The 14449-nt window shown below is 60.2% G+C and carries 13 protein-coding genes and 2 tRNA genes; 14 read left to right on the top strand and 1 reads right to left on the bottom strand.

Annotated elements, in window-relative coordinates:
• Positions 1-54: 54 nt before the first annotated feature.
• From carA to NLX68_RS18105, 4 genes are all read left to right on the top strand, one after another.
• Positions 55-1191, top strand: a complete 1137-nt coding sequence (gene carA, locus NLX68_RS18120; protein WP_010222969.1) for a glutamine-hydrolyzing carbamoyl-phosphate synthase small subunit — start codon at positions 55-57, stop codon at positions 1189-1191.
• A gap of 106 nt (positions 1192-1297) precedes the next feature.
• Entirely contained in the window at positions 1298-4519 is a 3222-nt protein-coding gene (gene carB / locus NLX68_RS18115) for a carbamoyl-phosphate synthase large subunit (RefSeq protein ID WP_254285110.1), read from the top strand.
• Positions 4516-4998 carry a transcription elongation factor GreA gene (gene greA, locus NLX68_RS18110; protein ID WP_010222971.1) on the top strand — a complete coding sequence of 161 codons (483 nt, stop codon included), beginning with the start codon at positions 4516-4518 and terminating at the stop codon, positions 4996-4998. The genes carB and greA overlap by 4 nt, the downstream gene beginning before the upstream one ends.
• On the top strand, positions 4976-5422 hold the full coding sequence (locus NLX68_RS18105) for an MFS transporter (protein WP_254285109.1): 447 nt from the start codon (positions 4976-4978) through the stop codon (positions 5420-5422). Before greA ends, NLX68_RS18105 begins: the two co-directional genes overlap by 23 nt.
• A 12-nt stretch (positions 5423-5434) precedes the next feature.
• Here NLX68_RS18105 and yhbY read toward each other — a convergent pair whose 3' ends face one another.
• On the bottom strand, positions 5435-5743 hold the full coding sequence (yhbY, locus tag NLX68_RS18100; RefSeq protein ID WP_010222973.1) for a ribosome assembly RNA-binding protein YhbY: 309 nt from the start codon (positions 5741-5743) through the stop codon (positions 5435-5437).
• Positions 5744-5843: 100 nt separating this feature from the next.
• On the opposite strand from yhbY, the gene rlmE reads away from it, so the two are divergent.
• The 10 genes from rlmE (at position 5844) to nusA (ending at position 14424) form a co-directional block, all read left to right on the top strand.
• Complete coding sequence (gene rlmE / locus NLX68_RS18095; RefSeq protein WP_010222974.1) at positions 5844-6467, top strand: 23S rRNA (uridine(2552)-2'-O)-methyltransferase RlmE; 624 nt, start codon at positions 5844-5846, stop codon at positions 6465-6467.
• A gap of 212 nt (positions 6468-6679) precedes the next feature.
• Positions 6680-8587 carry an ATP-dependent zinc metalloprotease FtsH gene (gene ftsH / locus NLX68_RS18090; protein WP_254285108.1) on the top strand — a complete coding sequence of 636 codons (1908 nt, stop codon included), beginning with the start codon at positions 6680-6682 and terminating at the stop codon, positions 8585-8587.
• 8 nt (positions 8588-8595) lie between these two features.
• Positions 8596-9447, top strand: coding sequence for a dihydropteroate synthase (folP, locus tag NLX68_RS18085; protein WP_254285107.1), 852 nt, complete (start codon positions 8596-8598; stop codon positions 9445-9447).
• Positions 9448-9463: 16 nt separating this feature from the next.
• Positions 9464-10804, top strand: a complete 1341-nt coding sequence (gene glmM, locus NLX68_RS18080; protein ID WP_254285106.1) for a phosphoglucosamine mutase — start codon at positions 9464-9466, stop codon at positions 10802-10804.
• Between the two features lie 66 nt (positions 10805-10870).
• A complete protein-coding gene (gene tpiA, locus NLX68_RS18075) occupies positions 10871-11626 on the top strand; it encodes a triose-phosphate isomerase (protein ID WP_254285105.1) in 756 nt (251 codons plus the stop codon).
• Between the two features lie 3 nt (positions 11627-11629).
• Positions 11630-12016, top strand: a complete 387-nt coding sequence (gene secG / locus NLX68_RS18070) for a preprotein translocase subunit SecG (protein WP_010222979.1) — start codon at positions 11630-11632, stop codon at positions 12014-12016.
• Positions 12017-12035: 19 nt separating this feature from the next.
• Positions 12036-12121, top strand: a tRNA-Leu gene (locus NLX68_RS18065).
• Positions 12122-12218: 97 nt separating this feature from the next.
• Positions 12219-12295: transfer RNA gene (locus tag NLX68_RS18060), tRNA-Met, on the top strand.
• 129 nt (positions 12296-12424) lie between these two features.
• Positions 12425-12883, top strand: a complete 459-nt coding sequence (rimP, locus tag NLX68_RS18055) for a ribosome maturation factor RimP (protein WP_010222980.1) — start codon at positions 12425-12427, stop codon at positions 12881-12883.
• Between the two features lie 59 nt (positions 12884-12942).
• Positions 12943-14424 (top strand): transcription termination factor NusA, encoded by a 1482-nt coding sequence (gene nusA / locus NLX68_RS18050; RefSeq protein ID WP_107026431.1) that lies wholly within the window; start codon positions 12943-12945, stop codon positions 14422-14424.
• The last annotated feature ends 25 nt before the right edge of the window (positions 14425-14449 follow it).

Raw genomic sequence — 14449 nt, 5'->3', positions numbered from 1 at the left:
CGCTTTTTTGCAACCTGCGATCGCCCCTTCAGGCTTGATTTACGGGAGGTCTTCTTGACTAAGCCAGCCATACTCGCCCTTGCCGATGGCAGCATTTTTCGCGGTGAAGCCATTGGAGCCGACGGTCAGACCGTTGGTGAGGTGGTGTTTAACACCGCAATGACCGGCTATCAGGAAATCCTGACTGACCCTTCCTATGCGCAGCAAATCGTTACCCTGACGTACCCGCACATCGGCAACACCGGCACCACGCCGGAAGACGCCGAATCCGACCGCGTCTGGTCGGCTGGTCTGGTGATTCGCGACCTGCCTCTGATCGCGAGCAACTGGCGCAACAAGCAATCCCTGCCTGATTACCTCAAGGCCAACAACGTGGTGGCGATCGCGGGTATCGATACCCGTCGCCTGACCCGCATCCTGCGTGAGAAGGGCGCGCAGAACGGCTGCATCCTTGCCGGCGACAACATCAGCGAAGAAGCGGCAATCGCCGCTGCTCGCGGATTCCCGGGCTTGAAGGGCATGGACCTGGCAAAAGTCGTCAGCACCAAGAGCAGCTACGAATGGCGCTCCAGCGTCTGGGAGCTGAAGACCGACAGCCACGCCACCATTGAAGCCGCCGAGCTGCCGTACCACGTGGTGGCCTACGACTTCGGCGTCAAGCTGAACATCCTGCGCATGCTGGTTGCCCGCGGCTGCCGCCTGACCGTGGTGCCGGCGCAAACCCCGGCCAGCGAAGTCCTGGCGCTCAACCCCGATGGCGTGTTCCTGTCCAACGGCCCTGGCGACCCGGAGCCTTGCGACTACGCGATCCAGGCGATCAAGGACATCCTCGAAACCGAGATCCCGGTGTTCGGCATTTGCCTGGGTCACCAGCTGCTGGCCCTGGCCTCCGGTGCCAAGACCGTGAAAATGGGTCATGGTCACCACGGCGCCAACCACCCGGTCCAGGACCTGGACACCGGTGTGGTGATGATCACCAGCCAGAACCACGGCTTTGCGGTTGACGAAGCGACCCTGCCGGGCAACGTGCGCGCCATCCACAAGTCGCTGTTCGACGGTACCCTGCAGGGTATCGAGCGTACCGACAAGAGCGCGTTCAGCTTCCAGGGTCACCCTGAAGCCAGCCCGGGCCCGACCGACGTCGCGCCACTGTTCGACCGTTTCATCGATGCCATGGCCAAGCGCCGCTGAGCACCTGGCGAGAAGGCCCTGGACCGGTGCAAGCCGCGTTCAGGTGCCGCCCCCAAGATTGTTCAATGCGGCTTGCCGACTGACCTGCGGAATTGAGTGACAACCCATGCCAAAACGTACAGACATTAAAAGCATCCTGATTCTCGGCGCTGGCCCGATCGTGATCGGCCAGGCCTGCGAATTCGACTACTCCGGCGCCCAGGCGTGCAAAGCGCTGCGCGAAGAGGGCTATCGCGTCATCCTGGTGAACTCCAACCCGGCCACCATCATGACCGACCCGGCCATGGCTGATGCGACCTACATCGAACCGATCAAGTGGCAGACCGTTGCCAAGATCATCGAAAAAGAGCGCCCCGACGCACTGCTGCCGACCATGGGTGGCCAGACTGCCCTGAACTGCGCCCTGGACCTGGAACGCGAAGGTGTCCTGGAAAAGTTCGGCGTGGAAATGATCGGCGCCAACGCCGACACCATCGACAAGGCCGAAGACCGTTCGCGCTTCGACACCGCCATGAAGGCCATTGGCCTTGAATGCCCGCGCTCCGGTATCGCCCACAGCATGGAAGAGGCCAGCGCGGTCCTCGAGAAGCTCGGCTTCCCGTGCATCATCCGTCCGTCCTTCACCATGGGCGGCACCGGTGGTGGCATCGCCTACAACCGTGAAGAATTCGAAGAAATCTGCGCCCGTGGTCTGGACCTGTCGCCAACCAAGGAACTGCTGATCGACGAATCGCTGATCGGCTGGAAAGAGTACGAGATGGAAGTGGTCCGCGACAAAAAGGACAACTGCATCATTGTCTGCTCGATCGAAAACTTCGACCCGATGGGCGTGCACACCGGTGACTCGATCACCGTGGCGCCGGCGCAGACCCTGACCGACAAGGAATACCAGATCATGCGCAACGCCTCGCTGGCGGTGCTGCGTGAAATCGGCGTAGAGACTGGCGGTTCCAACGTGCAGTTCGGTATCTGCCCGGACACCGGCCGCATGGTCGTGATCGAAATGAACCCACGGGTTTCGCGTTCCTCGGCCCTGGCGTCGAAAGCCACCGGCTTCCCGATCGCCAAGATCGCCGCCAAGCTGGCTGTCGGTTACACCCTCGACGAACTGCAGAACGACATCACCGGCGGCCGTACCCCGGCGTCCTTCGAACCGTCGATCGACTACGTCGTCACCAAGCTGCCGCGTTTCGCCTTCGAGAAATTCCCGAAAGCCGACGCCCGCCTGACTACCCAGATGAAATCCGTGGGTGAAGTCATGGCCATCGGCCGGACCTTCCAGGAGTCGCTGCAGAAAGCCCTGCGCGGCCTTGAAGTCGGCGTTAGCGGCCTGGACCCGAAAGTCGACCTGGCCAGCCCTGACGCTGCCAGCATCCTCAAGCGCGAGCTGACCGTACCGGGCGCCGAGCGCATCTGGTACGTCGCCGACGCCATGCGTTCGGGCATGACCTGCGACGAAATCTTCGCCCTGACCGGTATCGACCACTGGTTCCTGGTGCAGATGGAAGACCTGATCAAGGACGAAGAGAAGGTCAAGACCCTGGCCCTGTCGGCGATCGACAAGGACCTGATGCTGCGCCTCAAGCGCAAGGGCTTCTCCGACCAGCGCCTGGCCAAGCTGCTGGGCATCACCGACAAGAACCTGCGTCGTCACCGTCACAAGCTGGAAGTGTTCCCGGTCTACAAGCGCGTTGATACCTGCGCGGCCGAGTTCGCCACCGACACCGCCTATCTGTACTCGACCTATGAGCAAGAGTGCGAGGCCAATCCGTCGACCCGCGACAAGATCATGATCCTGGGTGGCGGTCCTAACCGTATCGGCCAGGGCATCGAGTTCGACTACTGCTGCGTACACGCGGCACTGGCCCTGCGTGAAGACGGTTACGAGACCATCATGGTCAACTGCAACCCGGAAACCGTCTCCACCGACTACGACACCTCCGACCGCCTGTACTTCGAGCCGCTGACCCTGGAAGACGTGCTGGAAGTGGTTCGTGTCGAGAAGCCGAAAGGCGTGATCGTCCACTACGGCGGCCAGACCCCGCTGAAACTGGCTCGTGCCCTGGAAGAAGCCGGCGTGCCGATCATCGGTACCAGCCCGGACGCCATCGACCGCGCCGAAGACCGCGAGCGTTTCCAGCAGATGGTTCAGCGCCTGAACCTGCTGCAGCCGCCAAACGCCACCGTGCGCAGCGAAGACGAAGCCATCCGCGCCGCCGGTATCATCGGCTACCCGCTGGTTGTGCGCCCGTCCTACGTGCTGGGCGGCCGCGCGATGGAGATCGTCTACGAACTGGACGAGCTCAAGCGTTACCTGCGTGAAGCGGTGCAAGTGTCCAACGACAGCCCGGTGCTGCTCGACCACTTCCTCAACTGCGCCATCGAGATGGACGTGGATGCGGTCTGCGACGGCACCGACGTGGTGATCGGCGCAATCATGCAGCACATCGAACAGGCCGGTGTTCACTCCGGTGACTCGGCGTGCTCGCTGCCACCGTACTCGCTGCCGGCCCATGTTCAGGACGAAGTCCGCGAACAGGTCAAGAAAATGGCCCTGGAGCTGGGCGTTGTCGGCCTGATGAACGTGCAGCTGGCCCTGCAGGGCGACAAGATCTACGTGATCGAAGTCAACCCGCGCGCCTCGCGCACCGTGCCGTTCGTCTCCAAGTGCATCGGCACTTCGCTGGCGATGATTGCCGCGCGGGTCATGGCCGGCAAGAGCCTCAAGGAAATCGGCTTCACCAAGGAAATCATTCCTAACTTCTACAGCGTCAAGGAAGCGGTGTTCCCGTTCGCCAAGTTCCCGGGTGTTGACCCGATCCTCGGCCCTGAGATGAAATCCACCGGTGAAGTCATGGGTGTCGGCGACAGCTTCGGTGAAGCGTTTGCCAAGGCCCAGATGGGTGCCAGCGAAGTGCTGCCGACTGGCGGTACCGCGTTCATCAGTGTGCGTGACGACGACAAGCCACAAGTGGCTGGCGTTGCCCGCGACCTGATCGCCCTGGGCTTCGAAGTGGTCGCCACCGTCGGTACCGCCAAGGTCATCGAAGCGGCTGGCTTGAAAGTGCGTCGCGTGAACAAGGTGACCGAAGGTCGTCCGCACGTGGTCGACATGATCAAGAACGACGAAGTGTCGTTGATCATCAACACCACCGAAGGTCGCCAGTCGATCGCTGACTCCTACTCGATTCGTCGCAATGCGTTGCAGCACAAGATTTACTGCACCACCACCATTGCGGCCGGTGAAGCCATCTGCGAAGCGCTGAAGTTTGGTCCTGAAAAGACCGTTCGCCGCTTGCAGGATCTGCATGCAGGACTCAAAGCATGAGCATTACCAAATACCCGATGACCGTCCAGGGCGCTCGCGCCCTGGAGGAAGAGCACCTGTTCCTGAGCAAGACCGAGCGTCCGCGCCTGAGCCAGGCCATTGGTGAGGCTCGCGAGCTGGGCGATCTCAAGGAAAACGCCGAGTACCACGCTGCCCGCGAAGAGCAGGGGATGGTCGAGGCGCGTATTCGCGATATCGAAGGCCGTCTGCAGAACTCGGTCGTGATCGACGTCACCACCATTGCCCACACCGGCAAGGTGATCTTCGGCACCACCGTGGACCTGGAAAACACCGAGACCGGCGAGCAGGTGACTTACCAGATCGTTGGTGAGGACGAAGCTGACGTCAAGCAGGGCAAGCTCTCGGTCGGTGCTCCGATTGCCCGTGCCATCATTGGCAAGGAAGAGGGTGATGCCGTGGTGATCAAGACGCCAAGCGGTACGGTCGAGTACGAGATTGTCGAAGTCAAACACATCTGACCGTCGCCGGGGCTTTGCTGCCGCCCCGGCAATCTGGCAGCTGACCCAGGTACTCTGGGTTGGCGGCCTGTGGATGCTGCATTTCGGTCTGTTGCCGGCGTTGGGTCAGATTGGCCTGGCGCCGCTGTTGATCGAGGATATCGGTAGCCTGATGGCATCGTTGCTGGTGGCGTTTGCGGCGTTTTGCGCGGGCGTGCAGACGCTGGTGCTGATTCAGGCGCAGGGCCTGGCCAGTCTGTGGCGGGACATGCGGGGGCAGTTGTTGTCGATGGTGATGCTGGCGTGCGTGGTGTATTTCGCGTTGCGCGTGGGCATGCCGGGGGAACTGCGCTGGCAGTTGTTCTGTTACCTGGTGCTGGGCCTGACCGGCTTGCTGCTGGTCATGCAACCCGTGCCGGGCAGGGCGCGCAAGGCGCGCCACTGACCGGGGCGAACATCACTTGTAACGGTGGATGTTCGACAACTGCTTGTTCGGTTGCGGATTGCGGCGATAGATCAGCGCCTTCTTGCCGATGGTCTGTACCAGTTCGGCGCGGCCGGCCTTGCACAGCGCGGCAATTGCGGCGGCACGCTCTTCGCGGTCTTCGGAGCGAATCTCGACCTTGATCAGTTCGTGATCGACCAGGGCGCGTTCGAGTTCGGCGATAACCCCTTCAGTCAGCCCATTGCCTGCCACAATCAGAACTGGTTTCAGGTCGTGGCCAATGGATTTGTACTGTTTCTTCTGCTCGTTATTGAGCGGCATAATCTGACCCTTTGTCTGATTCTGTAAAAATGGCGGCCATTTTACCCGAGGGCCCGTGGATCCGCCCAGTTAATCACGACCCTTATCATCGAGGTGCCCAATGGCGCGTTCCAAGACAAGCCTTGGCTGGCTGAAAGAACACTTCAACGATCCTTACGTTAAAAAGGCGCAAAAGGACGGTTATCGCTCGCGTGCGAGCTACAAATTGCTGGAAATCCAGGAAAAGTACCGGATTATCCGCCCCGGTATGAGCGTCGTCGACCTGGGCGCGGCCCCGGGTGGCTGGTCGCAGGTGACCAGTCGTCTGATTGGTGGTCAGGGGCGTTTGATCGCTTCCGACATCCTGGAAATGGACAGCATTCCCGACGTTACCTTCATCCAGGGTGACTTTACCCAGGACGAAGTGCTGGCGCAGATCCTCGAAGCGGTGGGTAATTCGCACGTAGACCTTGTGATTTCCGATATGGCCCCCAATATGAGTGGTACGCCTGCCGTGGATATTCCCAAGGCCATGTTTCTCTGTGAGCTGGCCCTTGATCTGGCGACCCGGGTGCTCAAGCCGGGTGGTGATTTCCTGATCAAGATTTTCCAGGGCGAAGGGTTTGACGTATACCTCAAGGACGCTCGTCAGAAATTCGACAAGGTCCAGATGCTCAAGCCTGATTCTTCGCGGGACCGCTCCCGCGAGCAGTACTTGCTGGCGAGGGGTTATCGCGGCGAGTAGGGCGTCAGGCCGGCGGCTTTCAGGGTATCCGATAGTTTTTTCCAATCGGCTCTCCTGCCTGACCTGGATGAACATCGTGTAGTCTAGGTTTCACAAAGGGTTACAGACGGCGCCTGCAGATGTGTAGGTTATGTAGTAAGTTAAGCCGGTGAATATCATGCGAGGCACGGCTGCGCCGTCAGCCGGCTTCAGAGGGTAGCTAATTGAACGATATGGCAAAGAACTTGATCCTGTGGTTGATCATCGCGGCTGTCCTGGTGACAGTGATGAACAACTTCTCCAGCCCGAATGAGCCGCAGACCCTCAACTATTCCGACTTCATTCAGCAGGTCAAGGATGGCAAGGTCGAGCGCGTTGCGGTCGACGGCTACGTCATTACCGGTAAACGTACCGATGGCGACAGCTTCAAGACCATCCGTCCGGCCATTCAGGACAACGGCCTGATCGGTGACCTGGTCGACAACCACGTCGTGGTCGAGGGCAAACAGCCAGAGCAGCAGAGCATCTGGACCCAACTGCTGGTCGCCAGCTTCCCGATCCTGGTCATCATTGCTGTATTCATGTTCTTCATGCGCCAGATGCAAGGCGGTGCCGGGGGCAAGGGCGGGCCGATGAGCTTCGGCAAGAGCAAGGCGCGCCTGCTGTCTGAAGATCAGGTGAAAACCACCCTGGCCGACGTTGCCGGCTGCGACGAAGCCAAGGAAGAAGTCGGCGAGCTGGTCGAGTTCCTGCGCGATCCGGGCAAGTTCCAGCGCCTGGGCGGTCGTATTCCTCGCGGCGTACTCATGGTTGGCCCGCCAGGTACCGGTAAGACCCTGATAGCGAAGGCTATTGCCGGCGAAGCCAAGGTGCCGTTCTTCACTATCTCCGGTTCCGACTTCGTCGAGATGTTCGTCGGTGTCGGTGCCAGCCGTGTTCGCGATATGTTCGAACAGGCCAAGAAACACGCACCGTGCATCATCTTCATCGACGAAATCGACGCCGTCGGTCGCCATCGTGGCGCCGGCATGGGTGGCGGTCACGACGAGCGCGAGCAGACCCTCAACCAGTTGCTGGTGGAGATGGACGGCTTCGAAATGAACGACGGTATCATCGTCATCGCCGCGACCAACCGTCCGGACGTCCTCGACCCGGCGCTGCTGCGTCCAGGCCGCTTCGACCGTCAGGTCGTCGTAGGCTTGCCGGATATCCGTGGCCGTGAGCAGATCCTCAAGGTGCACATGCGCAAGGTGCCGATTGGCGAGAACGTCAATCCAGCGGTCATTGCCCGTGGTACTCCAGGCTTCTCCGGTGCCGACCTGGCCAACCTGGTCAACGAGGCGTCGCTGTTCGCTGCCCGTGGTGGCAAGCGCGTCGTCGAGATGAAAGAGTTCGAGCTGGCCAAAGACAAGATCATGATGGGCGCCGAGCGCAAGAGCATGGTCATGTCCGAGAAAGAGAAGCAGAACACCGCTTATCACGAGGCTGGTCACGCCATTGTCGGTCGCGTCGTGCCCGAGCATGATCCGGTCTACAAGGTATCGATCATTCCGCGCGGCCGGGCACTGGGTGTCACCATGTTCCTGCCTGAGGAAGACCGCTACAGCCTGTCCAAGCGCGCGCTGATCAGCCAGATCTGTTCGCTGTACGGTGGCCGTATCGCCGAAGAGATGACCCTGGGCTTCGATGGCGTCACCACCGGTGCTTCCAACGACATCATGCGAGCCAGCCAGATTGCCCGTAACATGGTCACCAAGTGGGGTCTGTCGGAAAAACTCGGTCCGCTGATGTATGCCGAAGAAGAGGGTGAGGTGTTCCTGGGCCGCAGTGCCGGTTCCCAGCACGCCAGTGTCTCCGGTGAGACCGCCAAGCTGATCGACTCGGAAGTACGCAGCATCATTGACCAGTGCTACGCCACGGCCAAGCAGATCCTCACCGAAAACCGCGACAAACTCGACGCCATGGCCGATGCGCTGATGAAGTACGAGACCATCGATGCCGAGCAGATCGACGACATCATGGCCGGTCGCGAGCCGCGCGAACCGCGTGACTGGGAAGGTGGATCGGGCACTCCAGGCGCCTCTGCTCCGCAGAGCGATCGCCCTGAGTCGCCGATCGGCGGTCCAGCGGCGCAAGTCTAAGGGCACATATGACTTCACAGCAGTACCCGACCCGGTTGCCTTGCGGCAACCGGGTTCTTGATTTGTCCCGTACCCATGTCATGGGTATCCTCAATATCACCCCCGATTCCTTCTCCGATGGCGGCCGCTTCACCCAGCGTGACGCAGCCTTGCGCCACGCCGAAGCGATGGTGGCTGCCGGTGCGACCCTGGTCGATGTCGGTGGCGAGTCCACTCGCCCCGGTGCACGTGCGGTGTCGGCGCTTGAAGAGCTGGAGCGCGTCGCGCCGATCGTCGAAGCGATCAATCGCGAGCTGGATGTGATCATCTCGGTCGATACCTCGACGCCAGCGGTTATCCGCGAATCGGCCAGGCTCGGTGCCGGACTGATCAACGATGTGCGCTCGCTCAGCCGTGATGGTGCCCTGGATGCCGCAGCAGCCACCGGTTTGCCGGTGTGCCTGATGCATATGCGTGGCGAGCCGGGCGACATGCAGGACAATCCGCATTACGAGGATGTCACCGCCGAGGTGGCGAACTATCTTGAACAGCGTATGGCAGCGTGTGCGGCAGTCGGCATCGAGGCCGGGCGGATCATCCTCGATCCAGGCTTCGGCTTCGCCAAGACCCTGGCGCACAACCTCAGCCTGTTCAAGCACATGGAAGCACTTTACCGGTTGGGGCGTCCCTTGCTGGTAGGTGTTTCGCGCAAAAGCATGATCGGCCTGGCCCTGGGCCGTCCGGTTGGAGAACGGCTCTATGGCAGCCTTGCCCTGGCTGCGCTGGCGATGACCAAGGGCGCGAGCATATTGCGCGTTCACGATGTCGCCGAAACCGCCGATGTAGTGCGGATGATTGCTGCGGTGCAAGCCGCCGAATAAGAGTGATGGAGCATCTATGAGCAGAAAATATTTTGGTACCGACGGTATTCGTGGCCGTGTCGGCGAATACCCCATCACCCCTGACTTCATGCTCAAGCTCGGCTGGGCGGCGGGCATGGCCTTTCGCAAGCAGGGTGCCTGCCGGGTACTGGTCGGTAAAGACACGCGAATTTCCGGTTACATGTTCGAGTCGGCGCTTGAAGCCGGGCTGTCAGCGGCGGGCGCCGATGTAATGCTGCTCGGGCCGATGCCGACCCCGGCCATCGCCTACCTGACCCGTACCTTCCATGCCGAAGCGGGCATCGTTATCAGTGCTTCGCACAATCCCCATGACGACAACGGCATCAAGTTCTTCTCCGGGCAGGGCACCAAGCTGCCGGACGAAGTCGAGCTGATGATCGAGGAACTGCTCGACCAGCCGATGACCGTGGTCGAATCGAGCAAGCTGGGCAAGGTCTCGCGCATCAACGATGCGGCCGGGCGTTACATCGAATTCTGCAAGAGCAGCGTACCGAGCAGCACTGATTTTGCCGGCCTCAAGCTCGTGGTCGACTGCGCCCACGGTGCTACCTACAAGGTCGCGCCGAGCGTGTTTCGCGAATTGGGTGCCGATGTCACCGTGCTGTCAGCGCAGCCTGATGGCCTGAACATCAACGAGAACTGCGGTTCGACCCACATCGAGTCGCTGCAGGCAGCGGTGCTGGTGGGCCATGCCGATCTCGGCATCGCCTTCGATGGCGACGGCGACCGGGTGCTGATGGTTGATCACACCGGCGCCATCGTCGATGGCGACGAGCTGCTGTTCATCATCGCCCGTGACCTGCATGAGCGCGGCAAGCTGCAGGGCGGGGTGGTGGGCACCCTGATGAGCAACCTGGGGCTGGAGCTGGCCCTGAAGGACCTCGACATCCCGTTCGTGCGCGCCAAGGTCGGTGACCGCTACGTGATGGCCGAGCTGCTGGAGCGCGACTGGGTCATCGGTGGCGAGAACTCCGGGCACGTGGTGTGCTGCAACCACACCACCACCGGTGATGCGATCATCGCCGCGTTGCAGGTGCTGATGGCCCTCAAACGCCGCGAAGAGACCCTGGCCCAGGCCCGTCAGGCCCTGCGCAAGTGCCCGCAGGTGCTGATCAACGTGCGCTTTGGTGCGAGCAAGGTCGACCCGCTGGAACATCCGGCGGTCAAGGATGCCAGTGCCAAGGTTACCGAAGCGCTGGCCGGCCGTGGTCGTGTGCTGCTGCGCAAGTCCGGGACAGAGCCTCTGGTGCGGGTAATGGTCGAAGGCGAGGATGAAAATCAGGTCCGCGGCCACGCCGAAGCCCTGGCAAAACTGGTAAGTGAAGTTTGCGTTTGAATTACGCTTGCCAGAGCTGATCGGGTTGGGTAACATCTGCGCCCTCTTTGACCGACGAGGTACAGCATGCGTCGCCCTATGGTAGCTGGTAACTGGAAGATGCACGGTACCCGCGCCAGCGTCGCTGAGCTGATCAAGGGCTTGAGTAATCTCGCCCTGCCGAGCGGTGTCGAGGTCGCGGTGTTTCCCCCCGCCCTGTACATCAATCAGGTAATTGATGGCGTACAAGGCAAGGCGATCGCCGTCGGCGCTCAGAATTCTGCGGTACAGCCTGAGCAAGGCGCACTGACCGGTGAAATTGCACCGAGTCAACTGGTCGAGGCAGGTTGCGAGCTGGTACTGATTGGGCACTCCGAGCGCCGCCAGATCATTGGCGAGAACGACGAAGTCCTCAATCGCAAGTTCGCTGCGGCACAGGCTTGTGGTTTGAAGCCAGTGCTCTGTGTAGGGGAAACCCTCGAAGAGCGCGAAGCGGGTAAAACGCTTGAGATTGTCGGGCGTCAGCTGGACAGCGTCATCGAAGCGTTCGGTGTCGAAGTCTTCGCCAGTGCGGTGATTGCCTATGAGCCTGTATGGGCCATCGGTACAGGGCTGACAGCCTCGCCACAGCAGGCTCAGGATGTGCATAAGGCCATTCGCGAGCAGTTGGCGGCAAAGAACCCGGAAGTCGCAGCGAGTGTGCGGCTTCTATACGGCGGCAGCGTGAAGGCGGCCAATGCGGCTGAACTGTTCGGCATGCCGGATATCGATGGGGGCCTGATTGGTGGGGCTTCCCTGAACGCAGACGAATTCGGTGCAATTTGTCGCGCCGCAGGAAACTGAAAAATGCTGGAAACAGTGATCGTTGTTTTGCATCTGTTGGGCGCGCTGGGTTTGGTAGTGCTGGTGTTGCTGCAACAGGGTAAAGGTGCGGAAGCGGGTGCATCTTTCGGCGCAGGTGCTTCAAATACTGTGTTCGGAAGCCAAGGTTCTGCTACCTTTCTGAGTAAGTTTACTGCTATACTAGCTGCCTCTTTCTTCTTAACTGCTCTTGGGTTAGGATACTTTGCTAAGGAGAAAGCTCAAGAGCTGACTCAAGTAGGGTTGCCAGATCCAGCGGTCTTGGAAGTGAAGCAGCAAAAGCCGGCAACAGATGATGTACCGGTGCTCCAGGAGCAGAAGAGCGAAGCCACTAAGACTGGCGATGTTCCTCCGGCTCAAGAGCAGAAGTAACGGGTTTCAAAGTAGTATTGCCGAGGTGGTGGAATTGGTAGACACGCAACCTTGAGGTGGTTGTGCCCATAGGGTGTAGGGGTTCGAGTCCCCTTCTCGGTACCAATTGAAACAAGACAGCCCGCTACAGCGGGCTTTCTTGTAGGTGGAGGTTAGATTGACCCTGTCGGGGTTCGGTCGTATACTTTCGCCCCAGCTTTGTCGCGGGGTGGAGCAGTCTGGTAGCTCGTCGGGCTCATAACCCGAAGGTCGTTGGTTCAAATCCAGCCCCCGCAACCAGTTTCAGCGGAGCCCCTTTTGCAGGGGCTTTTTCTTGGCTGAACAGTCATAGCGCCGGTATTCAACGGCGTATCAGGGATGGGCGCTTTGCCCATTTTTTATTTGCATAGCATGCACGAGGGGGTTCAGGTGTCGAGCAAGCTAGAACAGTTGCAGGCCTTGTTGGCCCCGGTGGTCGAGGCTCTTGGCTATCAATGCTGGGGGATCGAATTCATCTCTCAAGGCAAACATTCGGTCCTGCGGATTTATATCGATAAAGAAGATGGCGTGCTGGTTGATGACTGCGCAAAAGTCAGTCACCAGGCCAGTGCGATCCTCGATGTCGAAGACCCGATTACGTCCGAATATACCCTTGAAGTGTCCTCTCCTGGCATGGATCGCCCGCTGTTCACCTTGGAACAGTTTGCTTCGCATGCCGGCGAACAAGTGAAGATCAAGCTGCGTACGCCCTTTGAAGGTCGTCGTAACTTTCAGGGCCTTCTCCGTGGCGTGGAGGATCAGGATGTTGTGGTCCAGGTAGACAACAACGAATTCCTGTTGCCGATCGATTCGATCGACAAGGCCAACATTATTCCCAGTTTTGACTGAGACGTGCCGGATCCCGCGGACCGCGCGGATCCAATGGCTTGCGAAAGGCGAGGCGTACGATGAGCAAAGAAGTACTGCTGGTTGTTGAGTCGGTATCCAACGAAAAGGGCGTACCGGCCAGCGTAATTTTTGAAGCGCTGGAAGTGGCTCTGGCCACTGCAACCAAAAAACGTTTTGACGACGAAGTCGACCTGCGTGTGGAAATCAACCGCCACACCGGTAGCTACGAAACCTTCCGTCGCTGGACTGTCGTCGAAGAAAAGGATCTGGACGATCCGGCGATCGAAGTGTGGCCAGCGAAGATTCAGGACACCCATCCTGAAGCTAAAGTCGGTGACGTGATCGAAGAGAAGATCGAGTCGATCGAATTCGGCCGCATTGCCGCCCAGACCGCCAAGCAAGTCATCGTCCAGAAGGTCCGTGAAGCCGAGCGCGCTCAGGTGGTAGATGCCTACCGCGAGCGTCTGGGCGAGATCATCTCCGGTACCGTCAAGAAGGTCACCCGTGACAACGTCATCGTTGACCTGGGCAACAACGCCGAAGCGTTGCTGGCCCGTGAAGACATCATCTCCCGCGAGACTTTCCGTGTTGGCGTGCGCCTGCGTGCACTGCTCAAGGAAATCCGCACCGAGAACCGCGGCCCGCAGTTGATCCTGTCGCGTACCGCGCCACAGATGCTGATCGAACTGTTCCGCATCGAAGTGCCGGAAATCGCCGAGGGCCTGATCGAAGTCATGGCCGCGTCCCGTGATCCGGGTTCGCGCGCCAAGATCGCCGTGCGCTCCAAGGACAAACGCATCGACCCGCAAGGTGCCTGTATCGGCATGCGCGGTTCGCGTGTCCAGGCAGTGTCCGGCGAACTCGGTGGTGAGCGTGTGGATATCGTCCTCTGGGACGACAACCCTGCACAATTCGTCATCAACGCCATGTCGCCGGCTGAAGTCGCGGCGATCATCGTCGATGAAGATGCCCACGCCATGGACATCGCCGTGGGTGCCGACAACCTGGCCCAGGCGATTGGCCGTGGTGGCCAGAACGTGCGCCTGGCCAGTCAGTTGACCGGCTGGACCCTGAACGTGATGACCGAATCGGACATCCAGGCCAAGCAGCAAGCTGAAACCGGTGACATCCTGCGCAACTTCATCGACGAGCTGGAAGTCGACGAAGAGCTGGCACAGGTGCTGGTCGATGAAGGCTTCACCAGCCTGGAAGAGATTGCCTACGTACCGCTGGAAGAAATGCTCAACATCGACGGCTTTGACGAGGACATCGTCAACGAGCTTCGTGCTCGCGCCAAGGATCGCCTGTTGACCAAAGCCATCGCTACTGAGGAAAAGCTGGCAGACGCCCATCCGGCCGAAGACCTGCTCTCGCTTGAGGGTATGGACAAGGATTTGGCGATGGAACTGGCGGTGCGCGGCGTAGTTACCCGCGAAGACCTGGCCGAGCAGTCGATTGACGACCTGCTCGACATCGACGGCATCGACCAAGAGCGTGCCGGCAAGTTGATCATGGCCGCCCGAGCCCACTGGTTCGAGTAATTAGGCGCGGCCTGAGGAGAGAAGT

The sequence above is a fragment of the Pseudomonas sp. SBB6 genome (assembly GCF_024213215.1).
Classification (GTDB): domain Bacteria; phylum Pseudomonadota; class Gammaproteobacteria; order Pseudomonadales; family Pseudomonadaceae; genus Aquipseudomonas; species Aquipseudomonas donghuensis.
This window is presented reverse-complemented; position numbering and strand designations above follow the sequence as displayed.